General features: G+C 46.5%; 13 protein-coding genes. 10 read left to right on the plus strand and 3 right to left on the minus strand.

What is annotated here, in order from left to right; all coding sequences use genetic code 11:
* Positions 1-448: 448 nt before the first annotated feature.
* The gene (locus tag Pr1d_RS16955) at positions 449-1,969 is read right to left on the minus strand and encodes a sialate O-acetylesterase (RefSeq protein WP_148074635.1); all 1,521 of its coding nucleotides are present in this window, start codon (positions 1,967-1,969) and stop codon (positions 449-451) included.
* 1,040 nt (positions 1,970-3,009) lie between these two features.
* Between Pr1d_RS16955 and Pr1d_RS16960 the strand changes: the two genes are divergently transcribed.
* From Pr1d_RS16960 to Pr1d_RS16985, 6 genes are all read left to right on the plus strand, one after another.
* On the plus strand, positions 3,010-3,723 hold the full coding sequence (locus Pr1d_RS16960) for a PEP-CTERM sorting domain-containing protein (protein ID WP_168205298.1): 714 nt from the start codon (positions 3,010-3,012) through the stop codon (positions 3,721-3,723).
* A gap of 710 nt (positions 3,724-4,433) precedes the next feature.
* Positions 4,434-5,822 (plus strand): PQQ-dependent sugar dehydrogenase, encoded by a 1,389-nt coding sequence (locus Pr1d_RS16965; RefSeq protein ID WP_148074637.1) that lies wholly within the window; start codon positions 4,434-4,436, stop codon positions 5,820-5,822.
* Between the two features lie 69 nt (positions 5,823-5,891).
* The gene (locus Pr1d_RS16970; RefSeq protein WP_148074638.1) at positions 5,892-6,842 is read left to right on the plus strand and encodes a sialate O-acetylesterase; all 951 of its coding nucleotides are present in this window, start codon (positions 5,892-5,894) and stop codon (positions 6,840-6,842) included.
* Between the two features lie 378 nt (positions 6,843-7,220).
* Positions 7,221-8,285, plus strand: a complete 1,065-nt coding sequence (locus Pr1d_RS16975) for a DUF1559 domain-containing protein (RefSeq protein WP_168205300.1) — start codon at positions 7,221-7,223, stop codon at positions 8,283-8,285.
* Between the two features lie 212 nt (positions 8,286-8,497).
* Positions 8,498-9,004 (plus strand): EF-hand domain-containing protein, encoded by a 507-nt coding sequence (locus tag Pr1d_RS16980; protein ID WP_148074640.1) that lies wholly within the window; start codon positions 8,498-8,500, stop codon positions 9,002-9,004.
* Between the two features lie 513 nt (positions 9,005-9,517).
* Positions 9,518-11,131 (plus strand): alanine/glycine:cation symporter family protein, encoded by a 1,614-nt coding sequence (locus Pr1d_RS16985; protein WP_210417750.1) that lies wholly within the window; start codon positions 9,518-9,520, stop codon positions 11,129-11,131.
* Positions 11,132-11,211: 80 nt separating this feature from the next.
* Here the strand turns inward: Pr1d_RS16985 and Pr1d_RS16990 are convergent, their stop codons facing one another.
* On the minus strand, positions 11,212-11,916 hold the full coding sequence (locus tag Pr1d_RS16990) for a leucine-rich repeat domain-containing protein (RefSeq protein ID WP_148074642.1): 705 nt from the start codon (positions 11,914-11,916) through the stop codon (positions 11,212-11,214).
* Between the two features lie 295 nt (positions 11,917-12,211).
* Positions 12,212-13,417, minus strand: a complete 1,206-nt coding sequence (locus Pr1d_RS16995; RefSeq protein ID WP_148074643.1) for a LacI family DNA-binding transcriptional regulator — start codon at positions 13,415-13,417, stop codon at positions 12,212-12,214.
* 318 nt (positions 13,418-13,735) lie between these two features.
* On the opposite strand from Pr1d_RS16995, the gene Pr1d_RS17000 reads away from it, so the two are divergent.
* The 4 genes from Pr1d_RS17000 to Pr1d_RS17015 are packed head-to-tail and all read left to right on the plus strand — an operon-like array spanning position 13,736 to position 19,391.
* Positions 13,736-14,551, plus strand: a complete 816-nt coding sequence (locus tag Pr1d_RS17000) for a sugar phosphate isomerase/epimerase family protein (RefSeq protein WP_168205302.1) — start codon at positions 13,736-13,738, stop codon at positions 14,549-14,551.
* Positions 14,548-15,450 (plus strand): 3-keto-disaccharide hydrolase, encoded by a 903-nt coding sequence (locus tag Pr1d_RS17005; protein WP_148074645.1) that lies wholly within the window; start codon positions 14,548-14,550, stop codon positions 15,448-15,450. The genes Pr1d_RS17000 and Pr1d_RS17005 overlap by 4 nt, the downstream gene beginning before the upstream one ends.
* A 30-nt stretch (positions 15,451-15,480) precedes the next feature.
* Positions 15,481-16,797: a Gfo/Idh/MocA family protein gene (locus Pr1d_RS17010; protein ID WP_148074646.1), complete on the plus strand. Its 1,317-nt coding sequence runs from the start codon at positions 15,481-15,483 to the stop codon at positions 16,795-16,797.
* 35 nt (positions 16,798-16,832) lie between these two features.
* On the plus strand, positions 16,833-19,391 hold the full coding sequence (locus Pr1d_RS17015) for a DUF4962 domain-containing protein (protein ID WP_148074647.1): 2,559 nt from the start codon (positions 16,833-16,835) through the stop codon (positions 19,389-19,391).
* Positions 19,392-19,704 lie beyond the last annotated feature (313 nt).

The following is a 19,704-nucleotide window of genomic DNA, read 5'->3' on the forward strand; positions in this document are numbered from 1 at the left end:
CTAAATCAACAGGGTTGGAGAAATCAAATTTGCCATCTTTTTCAGCTTCACAGATGACACAACACTTCAGCATTTCACTTTCGGAAAACGCGTCGGCCACAATAAGCCGAGTGTTTCTGGGGCAATTTGATCATGCCAGCTACATCCTCGGCACCAGTATCGCAAGCTTCGGCGGGGTCTAGGCACTTCGCCTGCGTATAGTTTACTCCCACGATTTTCGACATATTCGAAATCATCTCAGTTCTTGAAGGTGTGATAGGCGATTTTGCTCTTTAGCCAGAGAACGAACTGTGAATGATGGAAAAATAGAATTAGCATATCAACATTTGAACCAACAATGTGATGCTGGGTGACGTCCTTGCAGCGATCGGTTTTATACTAACCCTTCGGATGCGATTCAGAAATCGGAAGCTGTGTCGAACCGGGTAAGCAAGATTCCAGTAGTGTCCTACTGATTGTCAACCGTTACGCCCGGCCAATCGTCAGTCCGAAACGGTGTCAAGGGCAATCCGACGCCGTCAAACATATTGCAGACCGGATTGTCTGCCCAGGCATAGCGTACAGCTACAGGGTTGACTACCTTGCTGCTTGAGACCTCGATGCGATTCTCTTCGACAATCTTAGCATCGGCCCAGACAAACTTCTCGTCAGCTCCAGCGATGGCAAAACCAATTGGTTTGTTTACATCAAAAGTGCGCCAGCCGTTATGAACTTGGTCGAACGTTAAGATGATCTTGCCGTCTTTCATTTCAAATGAATTGTAGCTGGGGCTGTGGTAGGCGATATCCTTGCCGTATTGATTCGCAAGGGCCCAACGCGCCAGCCGTTGTCCAACGGTGAGTTTATTGCGAGGGTGAATGTCTTTCCCTTCGCCCACGTCGATGATGACGGCTTCACCTGTGTTGGAGAGTTTAGACATTGTCAGCGTCTGAGCTTCGCGGAGTTCTGCCCATGCGCTTTCACCCGGTTCTGGCTGTTCGTCCAGATAATTTGCCAGTTGGACCCAATAGAAGGGGAAATCTCCTTGATTCCATTCGTCTCGCCAGTTTGTAATCATCAAGGGAAACAGGTCACGGTATTGATGCGCCCGGTCGACGTTAGATTCCCCTTGGTACCAGATCACACCTTGAATCCCATATCCCAAATGCGATTTGAGAATCCCGTTGTAGAGGTTTCCCGGCCGTGAATTGCCGATCATCTGACTGCTAAGGCTCGCAAGTTGCTTCTGCTCCTCTTCGCCTTTGTCTGCCTTGTTTGAAAGCAATTTATATTTATCCTCAAGAGTTTGCCAGGGTTCCAGGAGCGAATGATATTTCTTGGTCTCCTCCAGCACCTCACGGTTTACCCAAGCTTCCGCGGCGGATCCACCCCAAGAATTGTTGATCAAACCAATCGGCACATTGAGAGCCTGATGAAGTTCTCTCCCAAAGAAATAGCCGACAGCCGAATAGTTTCCCACTGTTTCCGACGAACAAACTCGCCAGTGCGCGTCAAGATGAGTCCACGCTGGTTCCTGGCTGCCCTTATTGGGATAGTTCACCATACGAATAAATGGATAGTTTGCTGTTGCCTTCACTAGATCGGAGTCGGAGCACTTATTGACCGACCATTCCATGTTCGACTGCCCAGAGCAGATCCACACTTCACCGACGAGAACGTCGGTGATCGTAATAGTATTCGACCCGACAACGAGTAGTTCATAAGGCCCACCTGCATCAAGCGGATCCAATTTAACGCTCCAATTGCCGTCTTCATCTGCCGTCGTCTGTTTCTCATGGTCTTTGATCCTAACGGTCACTTTCTCGCCTGGACTCGATTTGCCCCAGACAATGTTGGCTTGCTTTTGTTGTAATACCATGTGGTCGCTGAAGATGTTAGGAATCGAAACTACTGCATGACTTACGGGTACTGTATAGCAGGCGGAAACAACAAGAATGCAAATAGCCGAAAACGTTTGAAAAAACTTCATTAGATTACCTCGTAGCTTCAAATAGATTCTGTCAAACACATAGATGCCCGATGATAACAGTAGCAACCCCCTGACCAATTCGAAGAATTGGAGCATATCCTGGCAGTGAATTCAAATCGCAGGCCAGAACACGCCACGTGTAGTTCATGGATTCGCCTGGAGAATTGTACAGCGGCCCGAGCCCTTCGAGATCGGTGATCTCGCCAAATTCCATCTTGGCAACTTCCAGGCTGAGCTTTCTCCGATTGATGCATTCCTTTGGTTGTTGAGTGAATTCATGCTATTGCCGAACTGAAGCCGCGATTGTGAAACTCATGTGGACGCCGTGGCGTATTGCCCAAAAGAATATCCCTTCGCATCTGTCAACCAAAGGGTTCTCTTGTCAGAACGGACCGAATTGGAAGAAGAGCACTTTTTATCCAAGGCGTAGCTCATATCGATTGGTAAGCCAGGAAAGTCTAAGAGGATGACAATGAATGTCTCCTGGTCTGCGTGAACGCAAATAAACATGCGGCGCAGCCGTCAACAATTCATCCTTTACTCGCAAACAGACTACGCTTGAAATTCCAATTCGCGCTGAATCAACACACAACTGCTAATTACACCATTACACAATAAGCCTGTTAAACCAACAAATTAGTTGTCTTGTGATGTAGTGCTCGACTAGAGTCAAGTAAGGCAAGGCTACTCGGTGGTTCTAGTTTACTACTGGCAGTTGCTCTCATCTTCCTTTGTTTCGATTGGTGAGGTTCTTTTCCGGTTAGTGCAAACGTGCCATCGGTTGGTTTAAGGAGCGAGCCCTTGTAGGACGGATCAATATTGTTCGAAATGCCGTATCGAATCACTATTCATTACGCCGGATACCCTTATCCCTTGGAGGGGGGAGTAAGGATCGTGCCAGAGGAAGTTAAGAGGTGATATTGGGCAGCAGAATCACATCTTAAAAGCAACCGATATCAGTGTATTTTTTGTTTGATTTACCATTTTTGATCACCAACTATTTGGAGACTGACTTCATGAGACGATTTTCGGAAACAATAATGACTGTTGCGATTATGGGTTTTTTTGCGGTGACCACTTCAACTGGAGCTGTTTTATTTGATTTCGGCAATGATGATGCCCCGGTAACAGGTGTCAATGTAGTATTGCAATCAACTGCTGTCATTGCCGATCTAGTAGATACTACTGGAGCTTCGACGGGCATCAGTTTCACGTTAGTAGATAGTGGTGGCACTCCGATCACTCCCGGATTCGAGCTTTTCCCTGGTGGAGACGATTTTAGATTTCATAATGAAAGTGGTGAGACCGCAGTGAGTGGCGAAGCCGCTTCTTATTTCGGTGCCGGCACGAATAGCATTACCTATGATTCTTTATGGGGGGATATCGGCGACCCTGGTGTCCATTTCAAACTTGAAGGTTTGACGCCAAATACAGCTTACTATTACACTTTCTATGCTTCGAGAAAGGCTACGACATCGCCGAGTCGAAACACTCTCTTTAGCGTAGACGGTGGCCCTGGAGTTACTTTGGATGCGATTGAGAATTCTAGCGAGGTCGCCCACCTGACGGCCTTGTCGGATGCAACCGGCTCATCGATTTTATTCATGGGAAATGGATTAGAAGTAGCACCGGCGCCAGATAGCGAGTTCTGGTATATACAAGCCATGCAGATAGAGGCGATCCCTGAGCCGAGTTCCTTACTTTTGCTGGTGAGTACTCTTGGCGCAATTGCTGTACGCCGATGGCATCGGTAATTTGTTACGATGTTTTATTAACAATTCGCTGGTCTTGCGTTGAGAGAACGTAGGCTATGGCAATGCTTCGAATCGGGAGGGGGCGTTCCTCTCCTGATTTGTTGTTTCACCATAAGAATGTTTATGAGTGAAATTTGATTTCCCAATCAGGATGACGATTCTACTGGTGTCTAGGGCGATAGTTGCAATCTAATGTCTAGATACGACTCCTATAAATACACCAAAAAGCAATCCACTGGTCATTTTTGAATTTGCGTAGATTGTTAATCGACTGTCGATTAGTATCAATATAGATATGAAAGCAGAAAAGAAACTGTCTTCGATTCCTATCATTTTCTTTTGGGTATTCGACATTACTTTTCTTTCGACTTGGTTGTGATCTTCATGGACATGAAAACGGTATTGAGTCGCGCAGACTAATTCACCGTACATGCTGGCGAAATGGATAGCTAGGTTTCACAACATTCTCTGGGTTGAGTCGATCATCGATTCTTCGGATGTCTATGGCCGGAGATTGCCATAGCACTTGACGGTTGCTAATAAACCTTGCAACGACTGTTTGCTTTGCTTGCCTGTTTCTTTTTCTTAGCAAGCTTTGTTAGGTGCACATTCAGTCGGAACATTCAAGGTTTGCGGTGCCGATTGTCATTTAGTTAATCGATGAGATTGAGTTACAAATCATTTAATTTGTCGTGTAGAGGAGCAGAAATATGAAGAAACATTTATGCGATTTCCCATCGCTTATTGCAATACTACTTTACTTTGGAATGGTCCAAACGGCTAACGGGATTTCAGCCGTCCGCATTGCTTATGGATTGGACGATCCAATTTATGCTACAGCGCCTCCGAATGACCCAAGTCGTCTTTTTATTGTCGAGCGAGGAAGTGACGAAGGCAGTAGTCGAACGGGCAATATTAAGATCCTCGATCTGAACACAAACACAGTAGACCCAACTCCTTTCTTAACCATTCCAAATTTATCTAATTCAAGTTTGTCTGAAGGTCTATTCTCGATTGCCTTTCATCCAAATTACGAACAAAACGGGTTTTTTTATGTCAATGCTATGGATAGCAGTCGCACATCGACGATCCGGCGATACACAGTTTCCCCCGACAATCCAAATGTGGCTAAGCCAGATTATACAACACTCTTGGAGTACCCTCAGCTACCAAGCCACAACAACAATTGGATTGGATTTGGCCCTGATGGATATCTCTATGTCACTAATGGAGATGGGGGAGGGACAAGTCACGACAGACCGAACAATGCGCAAAACATCAACGATATTCATGGTGCCATCTTGCGCTTGGACGTAGGTACGGATGGTTTGGCTGATGATTTCCCCTCAGATACTAATCGCAATTACGCCATTCCCCTATCGAATCCCTATGTGGGTCGAGATGGACTTGATGAAATCTGGGCGACTGGCCTACGAAATCCCTGGCGAGCCAGTTTTGATCGCAAAACTGGAGATTTTTACATCGGTGACGTTGGGCAAGAGATTCTTGAAGAAATCAATTTCCAGCCGGCAGGGAGTTCCGGTGGTGCCAATTATGGTTGGCGTCTCCGCGAAGGTACGGTAGCGACACCTCGTGAAAATACCGGTGGCCCCAAGCCTTTTGGAAATGTTGATCCAGTTTTTCAATACACACATGGCAATGGAACGACACCCCAGGAATGCCCTTACGGAAACTTCGGCGAAGGTGACGGGTGCTCGATCACTGGTGGTTACGTATACCGAGGGCCGATCGAAGAACTTCAAGGACAGTATTTCTTTGCGGATTTCGTTAATCCGCGAATTTGGTCGATAGAGGCCGATGTCTCTGGCTTGACACCAGACCAGTATGATGGCGCTAACTTTAAGAAGTTCACTGACTGGACCAATAACTTTGCACAATCCGAAGGAGTAATCGACAGTATCGTTTCCTTTGCGGAAGACGCGAACGGCAATCTTTATATCGTTTCAATTGGCAATGGTGGCTTGGGAAGTAATCAGGGAGCAATTTACAAAATTGTGCCTGAGCCAGCATCTATTCTTTTACTCCTTGTCTCAGGATCAATCATTGCATTCAGACGAATAAATACGGCCTTCTCATAGTTAGGGAAGCGACTGACTTAATCAGCCTTTAAATCATACTTATCAACTACAAATAATCAGGAGACATTAATGTTTTGCAGATTTCATGTACAGTCGACCTGCTTGCTAGCATGTTTTTATTGCTTGTCGATCAATCCGGTTTCGGCCAGCGATGTTATCGAGGTATATCTTCTCGGAGGACAGTCAAATATGTCAGGTGTCGGTTTGATTGAAAACCTTCCAGCTGGTTGTCTACCTCAGCTAAATGTGATGATTTATCATTCGGACGCTGTCGGAGGAATACCTCGCCAGTGGATACCTAACGCACCTAGTGGATTCAGCAGTTTTGGAGTCGACACGTTTGGTCCTGAAATTAGCCTTGGCAAGCGGTTGAGCGAACTACGACCGGGTGTCGATATTGCCCTGATAAAACACTCGCGAGGTGGATCTAATCTTGCCGTCGATTGGAACCCTGGAAACGCTGGTGACCTATTCAGTCAAGGAGTTAAGTACAAAGAGTTTCATTCTACAGTAAAGAATGGCTTAGCAGCTCTGCAAGCAGAGAATCCAGGCAAAGAGATTCAACTTAAAGCGATGTTTTGGCATCAGGGCGAAAGCGATGCGGCGAATTTAACCTTTGCGAATGGCTACCAAGAGAACTTCGTGAATTTCATTGGGCGCATCCGAGAAGATCTTATGACACCAGACTTGCCGTTCATTTATGGCACGATTCGGCAACGTACTTCATCTGGAGTAAATACAATAATTGATGCTCAATTACGGACTGACGAATCATCAGCCACCGCATTTGCGACCGAGGGAGCTCATGTTCTTGATTTTCGGAACTTGCCAACTCATAAGGACTCGATTGATGGTTTCCGAGATGACGATGATACCCACTTTAATGGCACGGCTCAGATCCAAATGGGGAAGATGTACGCGGATAAGTACCAATCTATCATTGTTCCTGAACCTTCAGCGTGTGCCTTGTTTCTCTCCGGGATAATGTCTTTGCTTTGTCCTCGCAAGCGACCGCATTAATAACCGTACACAACCTGAAAGTGATTGAACCTGCAGCCTATCTTGAATTCGATTATTCGCTAATAGTGCTCGCGTCTGATAGTTTTTCCGAGAACAAATAGAGTCTAGCTGAGGGAAAGAAGCTTGCTGCGAAGATGAGTTACTTTGAAGGAATAGAGAGACATTTCCGTAAGAATAAACCATTAAACATATGACATGCTATTCGGTCTTTCTTGTTCGTTTAGCTTTAGTATCGGCTACAATAGGGCTTATTGAGTCCTGAGTTTGCAAATGGCTTTTCGGTATCAGATTGGCCATCAGCAGTCCGAATACACTTCTCACAGTGCAAGTGAGATTCACTAGCATCACAGTATTATTTTGAGGACACGAACTATGTTTATGGGTGATTCAAAGTTTTGTTCGCGGCATGAGTTGTTCTTACCGCTCTCAAAAAGAAACCGAGGTTTTACGTTGGTGGAATTGTTGGTGGTCATTGCCATTATCGGAGTATTGGTGGCTTTGCTATTACCTGCTGTTCAGGCAGCTCGCGAAGCCGCTCGTCGCACGCAATGTTCCAATAATCTTAAGCAACTTAGCTTGGGTTTTATGAACCATCACGATGCTCATGGATACTTTCCTAGTTCAGGGTGGGGATGGAGGTGGTCGGGAGACCCTGATCTAGGGTTTGGCATAGAACAACCCGGAGGCTGGGGATTCAACATTCTCCCATACATAGAAATGGCCAACCTAAGGGAGCTGGGAAGCGGAATGGCCGAAGGGAGTCCTGAACGGTCAGCCGCCATCTTGATTCAGGTGGGTACGCCAATTTCCGCTTTTACTTGCCCTTCGCGTCGCAGTGCTATTGCATACCCAGTGGTGAAGAACGGCGTCCTTGCGTACAACGCGACGGCGTGTACTGAAGGGAATTGTACCACTGCGCGAAGCGACTATCGGGCCAATTCTGGTAGCATCAATAGGCACGAGCATACTGGACCAGCAAACGCAACAGTGGCTAAGATTTATGATTTTCGTTTCGATGAGGAGGGTGTTAAACAGGAACCAATCAATGGAATAACCCATCAGCGGAGTATGATCGACATGTCTCGTATTACGGATGGTACGAGCAACACCTATTGTGTTGGAGAGAAGTATTTAAACTCAGATCATTATCTCACAGGGGAAAGTTCTGCTGACGATCAACATATCCTATTGGGGTACGATAGTGATGTGAACGGATACACCGGATCTAGTTTTGATCCCTACGACGATAATTATCTCATTCCACTTCGTGATCGACCTGGCTTGGACGGCACGTTTAATTTCGGTAGTGCCCATCCCAGTACCTTTCACATGGCTTTTTGCGATGGTTCCGTTAAGGCGATCCCATTCGACATCGATCCGCGAGTCCACAAGAATCTAGGGGCACGGGATGATGGTCAAACCGTCGACAGGAGCAGTTTCTAGCAATCAGACAGTCACATAAAGTTGGAGTTGCGGTGATTATAAAGTTCAAATCAGTTTGCCATGCTAGATTGGAATCTGTTGGCAAAGTAGTGGTTTCCCCTCTAAGTTTAGCGAAGTTAGAGAATGTCTTTTTGCTTTCTTTCCTAGTTTGGCCAGGGTGTTCTGGCAGTTATTCGGAACGAGTCGCAGCTCCCACATGGGATCCTGTCAGCATGGCCAATAAGGCTATATCGGAGTTTGATAAGAATGGAGACAGCAAGCTTTCTGAGGAGGAGTTGAGTTCGGCTCCTGGGCTGAAGTATTGCTCTAAACAGCTTGATAGCGAAGGGGATGGGGACGGCAGTCTGAACAGTGAAGAGATCGCTTCGCGCATAAGCCAATACGTGAAAATGCGAGTTGGCCTTACCCCATTCGACTGCAAGATACTACTGAATAAGCGGCCTTTAGTGGGGGCGAAAGTCCGTTTGATTCCCGAATCTTTCCTTGTAGAGGCCCTAGATTCGCTGGAAGGTACGTCGAATGAAGGTGGGTTAGTTCAGTTCACGCCTGAAGACATCAATATGTCGGTCGTTCCTCCTGGAATGTACCGGGTTGAAGTTACTTCGTCAGAACTTGAAATCCCAGAAGAGTACAATGTAAAGACGACTCTTGGAGTCGAAGTATCTTCGATACCTGATTCTTATCACGAAGGTCAAGTCACATTTTTCTTGAAGAGGTAAGTAGATATCAATGTGAGGTCTGGTTTGATGTTTCCGGTCTTTAGAGAGTTTCTAGAGGGAAATTGTAGGGAACGAGTGAATAATTTACTCTTTATCTTTTTTCAGAGACCGTGTTGGCTGAGTTGTTCCCCAAAAACTGGACAGCTCGATAAAGTGTTGGCCTAGAGCTCGCATTTCTGACATATTCTGAGGATTGTAGCTGTGCTGGTTAGTGCTCTTCATGAATCTCAGAGTACATCCGAAGTTGTTTGCGAGGACATTTACTCCTTGCAGCATTCTTTTGCTTCTCAGGGAAATCGCTCCGTCGAAGTAGATAATCACTTTTGAGACCAGGCCACTTGATTTGATCGAGCCATAGAACCCCACTTTCCAAGGTCACGAGTAACAATCACTCAAGAGTATTCCTTACAGAAGGCTGGTGCTGTGAATAGGATGGTGTTAGGGGTTATCACGATCTTGCATCTGTTTTGTGGTCGGAATTGGGCGACCGGAGTATTGCTCTTACAGCTCTTTGTGTCACCCCTCAATGCCCAAGAGGTTACAAAAGTAGATCATCCGCAGTCGACAACAGAGCAAACGGAACAAGGTTTTATTCAGGAATGGTCTGTTATTCGGGACGATCCGAAAAGTTCTAATTATGGTAAGATTCAAGAATCTGTGAGGCTTGTTTTTAAGGCACTAGTTTGTTGCTTGGGTACCGTGCTATTCTTTGAGATACCGGTTTACCCTATGGCAAACGGCCCTCCTGTTACGTTTCCCTTGGTACTTTTGGTCCTGCTTCTTGGCGGGATTTTTTTTACAGCTCGTCTCAGTTTTATCAACATTCGGATGTTTTGCCATGCTGTTGAGATTATTCGTGGTCGATTCGATAAATCGGAGGATGAAGGCGAAGTATCTCATTTTCAGGCTTTAACATCTGCTCTTTCCGCCACCGTTGGTCTAGGTAATATTGCAGGAGTTGCCGCGGCGATTGCGATGGGAGGTCCTGGAGCCGTGTTTTGGATGTGGGTAGCAGCCTTCCTAGGGATGAGTATGAAGTTCGCAAGCTGTTCGATGGCTCAGTACTACCGTCGAGTTAAGTTAGACGGCAGCATTTTAGGAGGCCCAATGGTTTATTTGGAGGATGGCATTAAGGATCGCTTCCCCAGACTAAGCTCGTTAGGTGTGGTTCTTGGAAAGCTTTATGCGATTTTTACTGTCTTTGCTGCATTGGGTGGCGGGAACATCTTTCAAGGAAATCAGACGTTCAGAATAATCTCTGGACAAATAGACGTTCCGGCCGAAGAAGCTTGGGTAGTCGGAGCAATCATGGCTATCTTAGTGGGAATGGTGATTATAGGCGGAATTCGACGGATTGGAGAGGTAACCGGTAGGCTAGTTCCTGCAATGTGTGCATTTTACTGTTTCCTTTGCATCGCAATTATTGTTTGCAATATTGATCGACTTGGTTCGACGCTTTCGAGTATTCTTGCAGATGCTTTTAATCTAGATTCGGGTTTCGGTGCATTGATTGGAATAGCAATTCTTCAAGGCACCCGGCGTGCATCTTTTTCTAACGAAGCAGGGTTTGGGACCGCTGCAATCGCTCACGCTGCTGCCAAGACTTCCGAGCCCTTTCGTGAAGGAATTGTCGCAATGATAGAACCTTTCATCGACACAATTGTTGTTTGTACTATGACAGCGCTGTCGATACTGGTCACTGAGTCTCATTTTGACCCGGTCACCTGCTTACCCTATGCTGAAGGAGTTTCGAATGAAAAAGGGGTTGAATTAACTGCAGCGGCCTTCTCAACACTGGGAGTTTGGGCGCCTAAGTTTCTTTGTATCGCAGTATTCGTGTTTGCCTATTCTACGATGGTTTCGTGGTGTTACTACGGTGAGCGAGCCATCGAATACTTACTTGGCGAACGTGGCATAAAACCCTATCAATGTGCATACGTTATTTGTGTGGTCATCGGTCCTATGCTTTCATTCTCAACGGTAATTGATTTCTCCGACATGATGTTGTTCAGCATGGCGTTTCCCAATATTCTAGGCTTGATTATGCTATCAGGGACTATTAGTCGTGGCAGTCGAGACTATGTAAGACGACTGCGATCTGGAGAGATGAAAAACTCCATTTCATGATAAACGAGGACACTATACAAGCTGGAAAGGCCTGTACACTGTACACAATCGTGAAGACGTTATCCAAGAAAGCACACGACTTAATCACTTGTCCGGTCAATCTTTAGACTCGTCTGGTCCAATTTACCATTGGATTCATCGCTTAAAGTGCTTCCGCGAATTGTTAGACGATTCAGTGATTTGAGTTGCAGCAAATTGGTGACAGCATCGTCACTCAATGAGACATTAGAAAGTAGCAAGTGATTCAGCTGATCCATACCTAACAATGGAGCAAGCGTTCCATCGATTCTCGTTTCGGACAAATCGAGGATTTTCAAGTTGCTTAGCTTGCTGATGGCTTCCAATCCACGAGAAGAGACCGAGGTTCCTAATAAATATAGGGCCTGCAAATTGCTAATGTCCTGCAAGTACTGGAGTCCAATGTCGCCGACACTTGTCCGATTGAGATCCAACATTGTTAGAGAAGTGCTTCCGGCAATATGAACCAACTGTTCGTCTGAAATACTGGTACCGGTCAGTCTAAGGGACTCTAGCAATGGTAATCTTGAAATCAATTGTATCGCGCTTTCTAAGTCCTTGTGCTGAGTATTGGGTAGCAGAGCGATACTCGTGACGTGCTGCTGATCGGTGGTAGTTGTCACCACGGCACCTAGCTGCTCCAGCTTCTGGCGAACGGCTGCTTCAGCAGCCACCTGCCTGCGTTTTTCGATGACTATGCCAATGGCGCTTGTAACACCTACAACCAGGATGGTGATCACAATAATTGGTTTCTTAAATAGCTTCATATGCGCAGAATCCTATCAATCACGAATTGAGGAAATCCAACTTTTGGTCAACCGTTGTCACGGCACGTTGAAATGCAATATGCTACTAGAAAGGCTCCGGCATTAGTTTCAATGGAATGGTACAATGTTTACAAAGTAACATGCGATAAAACCTTTGAGCAAGTTAGCGCCATTCGGGCTAAAGAAAGTAATGCGGGTGGAAGAAAACCTTACATAGTTCTCCGAAAAACTGATTGACTTAAATCAATCAGTATGAATACTGCTCATGGACACTAAAGGTCGTCTACAAAAAATCTCAACCATCTTTTATGGATGCCGTGGTCTTTCCTGGTCGGAGTTTGTAGGGGAGCACAATATGCTCAGCTTTGTAGTTTTTGCCGCCATCAATTGCCCTCAGTAAAGACTTCACTGCGACGCTCCCTAAGTCTTGCCAACTGATTTGTGCACAAGTGAGGTCTCTCACTTCCTCGCCTCCACCACCCATAATGCTTAGATCTTCGGGAATCCTGAATCCTTTACACCACGCTAGAGCAATCATTTGGCTTGCAAATGTATTGTGGAAGCAGAGTACCGCAGTAGGGCGCGGAGAGAGGTCCATTAGTCGGGTCAATGCCTCGTTGGCTCCTTTCTCGTTCAATTTGACAAATATCTCCCAAGCACGGCAACGCTTTAAGTTATTCTCGCGAAGTCCTTGACGATAACCGCGGAGAAACCAGGGATTGAGATCACTTTGTTGCCACTGTGCACAGGCTATCTTGCGATGTCCCAATTTGGCAAGATATTGTATTGCGAGACGTGCATTCTGGTTTGAATCGGGGCGGACCGATCCAATCTTTGGTACATTTACATCGTGGTCAACGATGACCGAAGGGATGCCTCTACCGACTATTCGCTTGTGCAGTTTTCCTCCTTCTACGCAAGCAAGGATCATTCCACTTAGGTGCTCAAGTTCATTGAGCTCATCAAATGCTTTGCAAAGTTCTTGGGCCTTAGCACTGGCAGTTAAAATCTGGTAGCCCTGATTTCCTGCTTCCTTGATGGCTCCCGACAGGATCAAGCTACTTTGAGACTGCGAGACCACCTCGGAATTCATATCAGAAAAATCGCACTCATCCAAAAACCCTTGTTCAACCAAATACCCTAATACCCTCCGCTTGGGGGCTTTAACAACTAGCGGTATAGCTGGAGTACTGATAAATGTTCCTCGCCGTCTTCGCTTAGAAATCAAACCCTCATTTTCCAATGAGTTGAGTGCCAGCCGAACTGTCTCTCGACTGACACGCAATTGGTCAGCCAGGTCGATTAATGTCGGTAGTCGACCACCAGGAAAAACATTGTCATGAATGGCAGAACGCAGCGATTGTTCGACTTGTGCTACCAAAGGAAGAGGTCTTTGAACGGCAGAAGCTATGGGGTCTATTGCTTTCTCTGCACCGTTGTCGTCGACAGAATTCTTCCGCTCTAAAGACTTAGAAGATGTGCTTCTTTTGCGTTTTCCCATTTGAATGACCAATACACCATTGAGTAGTGAAAATGCGAAAACTCTTGGATCGATGAGTTACTCCCTATAGAATAGTTAACTATGCGAGACAGTGCAAAGCAAGATCAAATACTTACAAATCGTCGTTCCTGTCTGCAAGTCATGAGTGCCGCTTTTTGTTCGGGCGCTTTCGGTCCGACGATCTTTAATTGTTCACCTGCGCTAGGTGCAGAGCAGTGGAATGCAAGAAGTGATCAACTAAAGACAAAACTCGAGTGTGGGAACCCTGGAGTTACTTCTAGCGGTTCTCCTGAGCTTACGCACTTCCAGATTGCTTGTATGACGTTGCCATATCAGCGGTTCCCATTTCAAAGGGCATTGCAAGGTATCAAGGAATCTGGCTTTGAATATGTGGCGTGGGGGACTAAGCATGTCGAGAAACTAGGTGAAGAGCCTTTGCCGCTACTTCCAATAGAAGCGCCGCCTCATAGCGCGAAACAATTGGCTCAGCAATGTCGTGATCTGGGACTGGAGCCAGTGATGATGTTTTCAACAGTCTATCCGGAAGATAAGAACGCTCTATCGAAGCTGGCTTCTCGCATTCGACAGGCTGGGGCTGCAGGAATTCGTCAAGTGTTAACTTTTGGGCACAGCGAAGGAAGTAATCTCCGGATTTGGATTGAGCGGTTAAGGAAGCTTGCACCGATTGCCGGCGATCACCAAGTGATTCTTGTGATCAAGCAACATGGCGGTGCCACAGGTACGGGCCAGGCATGTGCACAGATCGTCCGAGAAGTGGATCACGCAAATATCAGAATCAACTATGACGCTGGTAATGTGATGGATTATCTGGATATCGACCCGATTCAAGACATTCAAGCCTGCGCAGATTTAGTAAGGAGTTTTTGCATTAAAGATCATCGAAATTGGCCTCAAGACGAGGATTGTGGTCCTGGATTTGGACAGATTGACCACTATCGGTTACTGCACACAGTCGGATTTACTGGCAGAGATCTGCCATTATGTTGTGAAAATGTCTTTGCCCCTCTTGTTTCTCCCCCTTCTACGCCTGAAGACGTCGACAAACTGGCCAGCCGAGCACGAGAATTCCTGGCAACAGTGATTTCCGGTATTCAAAGGCAACCTAACGAATGAATGGAAATACTAAGAAGTTGTCACGATTAGCCTTCCTCGGCACTCAAGTGGCTCTGATAGCTGGGATATTTTTAAGAGGGGCTTCCGGCTGTGAAGTAGAACTGTCGTCATCTGCTGGGCAGTCCTCTCAAGTAGTGTCTCCCTCATCCGGCAAAGTTACACAGCTTTTCAATGGACAAGACCTTTCTGGTTTTGATCATTGGTTGCAGGGGGTAGGCGAAGAGGATCCCAATAGAGCATTTTCGGTCGTGGATGGAATGATACGCATTAGTGGTGAGGGGATAGGATACCTCGCAACAGTCGACAACTTTAGAGACTATCATTTAAGTCTGGAGTACCGTTGGGGCATGAACACTGATGGGTCTGGAAGTGTAAGAAACTCAGGAATATTACTCCACGCAACCGGGGCCCACGGAAACTATAAGGGGAGGTGGATGGCTTCAATTGAGTGTCAACTTGCGCAGGGTTGTGAAGGAGATCTTATCGTTATGCAGGGACAAGATCTGGCCGGCAACACAATTCCAGTATTCATCGCGAGCGATACAACCCTAGCATCTGATGGACGTACTAGGTGGAATCGCGGAGGCACGAAAACGGACTATTCTGGTAGACAGTTTTGGTGGTCTCGACACCAAGTCGATTTTGAAGAACGCCTCGATAACCGCGGGGAAAATGACGTTGCAAATCCTGTTGGAGAGTGGACTCGAGTTGAGTGTCTCTGTATCGGGGATCGCATCACCATTAAGATCAACGGGGTTACAGTAAATGAGTGCTATGAGGTCTCTCCATCGTCAGGAAAAATCCTACTAGAGAACGAAGGAAGTGAAGTCTTTTTCCGAAATCTGGAACTATACTCCGTTTCGGTGCCTATAAAGAAAACTAATACTGATAACAGATAGCATGTTTTTTTGGGTTCTAGGAGGCGAGCTATGCCGATTAAAGACAAATCAAACTATCAACACGTATCATCACGCCGTCAATTTCTAAAGACTGCTTCCATTGTGGCGGCAGCTTCGGGTGTTGCGACCAACGCGATGAGTCAGACGGCAACCCCACATGTTGGAGGTCGTGACACACTCCGAATAGGAGTCGTTGGTTGCGGCGGACGGGGTACTGGTGCAGTTCTTGACGCCCTTCAAGCCGATCCACACATACAACTGACTGCTATTGCAGATGTGTTTGGGGATCGTATCGATCTTTGCTTGCAGTCGCTGGCTCAAGAGAAGGACGTAGCGGGCAAGATAGACGTCCCGAAGAAGAGACAGTTTTCGGGATTCAATGCCTATCAAGAACTGATAGAGAGCGGTGTCGACGTGGTTCTTTTGGCTACGCCTCCTCATTTCCGCCCTCTTCATTTGCGCGCGGCTATTGAGGGTGGTAAGCACGTGTTTTGTGAAAAACCTGTTGCGGTAGACGCACCCGGCGTTCGTTCTGTATTGGAATCTTGTCGGCGTGCCAATGAACGAAAGCTATCTATTGTTTCTGGTCTTTGTTATCGAGATGATCCAGGATTCAATGAAGCAATTGATCGAATCCATGATGGTGAGATCGGTGAAGTTCGCACGCTTTATGCTAATGATTACCGCGGCACTCTGTGGGAAAAGCCGCGTCAACACATTTGGTCTGACATGGAAAACCAATTGCGAAACTGGTACTACTACACATGGCTTTCAGGAGATTTTAATGTAGAACAACATATCCACTTTCTTGACGTGTGTGCATGGGTAAAACAGAGTTATCCTGATCGAGCGATTGGAATTGGCGGACGGCAAGCACGAACACAGGAGAAGTATGGAAATATCTATGATCATCACAGTGTTACCTACGAGTATCTTGATGGCACACGACTAGTCAGCAACTGTCGGCAACAAGCTGGTTGCAGCACCGATACGCGCTCTTTCGTGCAAGGCAGCCATGGATGTGCCAATCTTGATGATGGAAACACGTTCATCGACGCAGAAGGTAAGTGGCGGTATCGCAAGAAAAGGGGACAAAAAAGCATTTATCAACTCGAACATGATCGGTTGTTCTCTAGTATCCGCAATGGAAGACCTGTAAATGATGGTGAATACATGTCTAACAGTACCCTCCTTGCGATCATGGGTCGGATGGCGACATATACTGGCGAAGCCGTCACTTGGGAGCAGGCAATGAACTCGAAAGAGGACTTGTCTCCTCCAGAGTATGCTTGGGGTGACGCTCCAGAAGTGGTGATAGCTGTGCCAGGAGTGACAGAACTCATCTGAAGAACCGTCAGGGTTTCATTTGAGATGTTGTTTGAATGTATCTTATTTCGTGGCGATTTCAGATCATAGGCTTCTTCTTTCTTTCTGCCTCGGCGTTTGCAGAAGTTCAAGATATTTCTACTAGTGCGATAATACCCCGTGCTGACTTGGTTTGGACAACGGGACTACCGATTGTCGAACGAGATGCGTTAGATCAGGAGCTTATCGCCTACCCGATAGACGGAGATACTGCAGGAGTCAACCCTCCAGGCTTCTGCTGGACACCTCACGAAGCTGCTAAGCGGTATCGTATCGAGGTGTCCTCGAAAACGGCCCCCGATGCTCTCATCATTGTTGCTGATCGGCAACTTTCTACCGTTTACCCTCCTACCAAGTTGCTCATGCCTGGCGACTATCGGTGGCAAGTGGTCTATCTCAATGAATTCGGTCGCCCCTGGGGCCTTTCTAAGACTAGGTGTTTTAGGATAGGTAAAGAGACACCGATATTAGTTTTGCCCAACGTGGCAAAACTTCGGAAAGAAATTGTGGGCGTCAGGCCACGACTTTTCCTAGTGGGAGATCGTCCTAGTACGATTCGTAAAGAAATTGACGAAGGTCGTGTTGACCATTGGGAGTATTTTTTGTCCGCTGCTAATGGTGCGATAGATGAGAAGCCGTACGCAGAACCTGAAGGTTATGCTAATAACAGCTTCAACGAATCAGATTGGCGCCGAATACTTAAGGTGGGCAAGGTCGGTAGTGCGCATCTCGCACGTACTGCCCTTGCTTATCAACTCACTGGCGATAGAAAATACCTTGTCGCTGCAAGAAAGTGGATGATGAATCTAGCCAGCTGGGACCCTCGAGGCATCATCAGCCACGATATTCCACTCCCGGGGGGGGCTGTGGGCAACGACGAAGCTTCGATGGCTTTGTTAGAAAGGATGGCATTTGCCTGGGATTGGATTGGTGACGAATTGCTGCCAGAGGAACGTGAAAGAATCTTGGAAGTAATGACTGAACGAGGCAATCAAGTTCTTGCAGTGTTGCATCAGCAAGATTTTCTTTCCCATCCATTCTCAAATCATGAAGGCCGATCACTCGCTTTTCTCGGCCATGCAGGGCTCTCGTTCCTAGGAGATATTCCAGAAGCTGATGATTGGCTTGATTATGTGTTACGCTGTTACTTGACTAGCTATCCCTGCTGGGGCGGCGATGATGGTGGCTGGGCTCAGGGAACCAGTTACGGATCGAGCTATGTTTATAGGCATAGTACGTTTGCTGAAGCACTATGCAGAGTAACAGATGTCGATATTCTGCGCCGCCCCTTCTACAAGAATCATGGCTACTTTTCTCTCTACTTTCATCCGCCCTATGCACCGATGAACGCTTTTGGAGATGGTGGTAATAAAGGGCAAGCGGAGAAAGATCGCTCGGTCTGTGAGAAATCATTGATTGACTTTTTGGCAAACACTTTTTGTGACTCAGTTTTAAAGTGGCATGCCCAGTCGATAAATGTGCCATCGCTTCACTTGAAGTCCAATTTGGGAAATGAAACCAATTGGAATGAACAACATTTAGAAGATCTTTTTTCTCTATTGCGAGCTGGTACTTATGAGCCAAACGCAGAAATGCCAGTACCCACTGTTGTCACAAAGCTGCTGCCCAACATAGGTTGGGCAGCCATGCATTCGGCGTTTGGCGACGCTGATAACGATGTTTGGGTATTGTTTAAGTCGAGTCGATTTGGCTCCTTTAGCCATAGCCACGCTGATCAGAATACTTTCCAATTCCACGCTTTTGGCGAAGCACTTGCAATCGATTCGGGTTACTATCCCTATTATGGTGATCCTCATCACGCGCTGTGGACACAGCAAACTCTAGCCCACAACGGCATACTTGTTAACGGCCGCGGGCAGGCAACCAAGAACTGGAATGCGATAGGGTCGATCGAACATTATGAACGATCAAATGACGTAACGATCGTACGCGGGGAGGCGTCTTCGGCTTATAATCAATCCCCGAATGAGGAAATTGCAAAAATGTGGCAAGAACATCTAGGCAAGATTCATCCACCAATTCTTCCGAAAGTTGAAAAGTTTGAGCGGACCCTTGCTTTCGTAGCTTCTGCTGAAAGGCCAATATTAGTGGTGTACGATTATCTAAAATCAGCCCATCCCACGTCCTATGATTGGTTACTGCATACGCTCAGCAAGATGGAAGTTGAGCCTATGTCCGGATCAATAGTCATTCGACAAGGCAAGGCCCGTGCCGCAGTACGAATTGTTGCTTCTCAACCTATCACGTTCTCACAAACAAACAAGTTTACTATTCCTTCTGGAGGGACCACGAGTCATTTGCCACGCCAATGGCACCTCACTGCCCATACGAAGAATAATGTGGAAGAAGCAAAATTCTGTGTCGTTTTTGTACCTTTTCGCGAAGGTGAAGTATCACCATCCATCAAAGTAATTGAGCGTAAGAACACCGTCAGGTTTCAGGTTGGAAAGACTTCCACGGCGGTCTGGTGGGGGCCCGGTGAGCTGGGGGAGATTGACATGTGCGGCAGACATTATATGGGGCGTATCATAGTCCAAACCGCGAGTGAGCTTTGACCGTGTATATCAAGGCTTCAGACCAAATGGAATCCCGATAGTGGAAGTGAACGTCTAACAACACTGGAGATGTTCCGGCCATATTCTAGTTGATGGATACAGGCCGTAATTTGTGGGCTGCGATTGGTTGAATACCCATTAGACAATCGTGTTGTGAACTGGTGTTTTTGAGTCTGACTCTTGAGATTTGCTATAAGCTAATATTTCGCTACTTCAAATCGGGTAAATTCTTGCCTAATTACGAATTGTATTTGCAGGAAATTGTTCTTTAAAACTTCAAAGTGTTGAAAGGTACAAAAAGTCCCTATTTCAC

The organism is Bythopirellula goksoeyrii, from assembly GCF_008065115.1.
Lineage (GTDB): Bacteria > Planctomycetota > Planctomycetia > Pirellulales > Lacipirellulaceae > Bythopirellula > Bythopirellula goksoeyrii.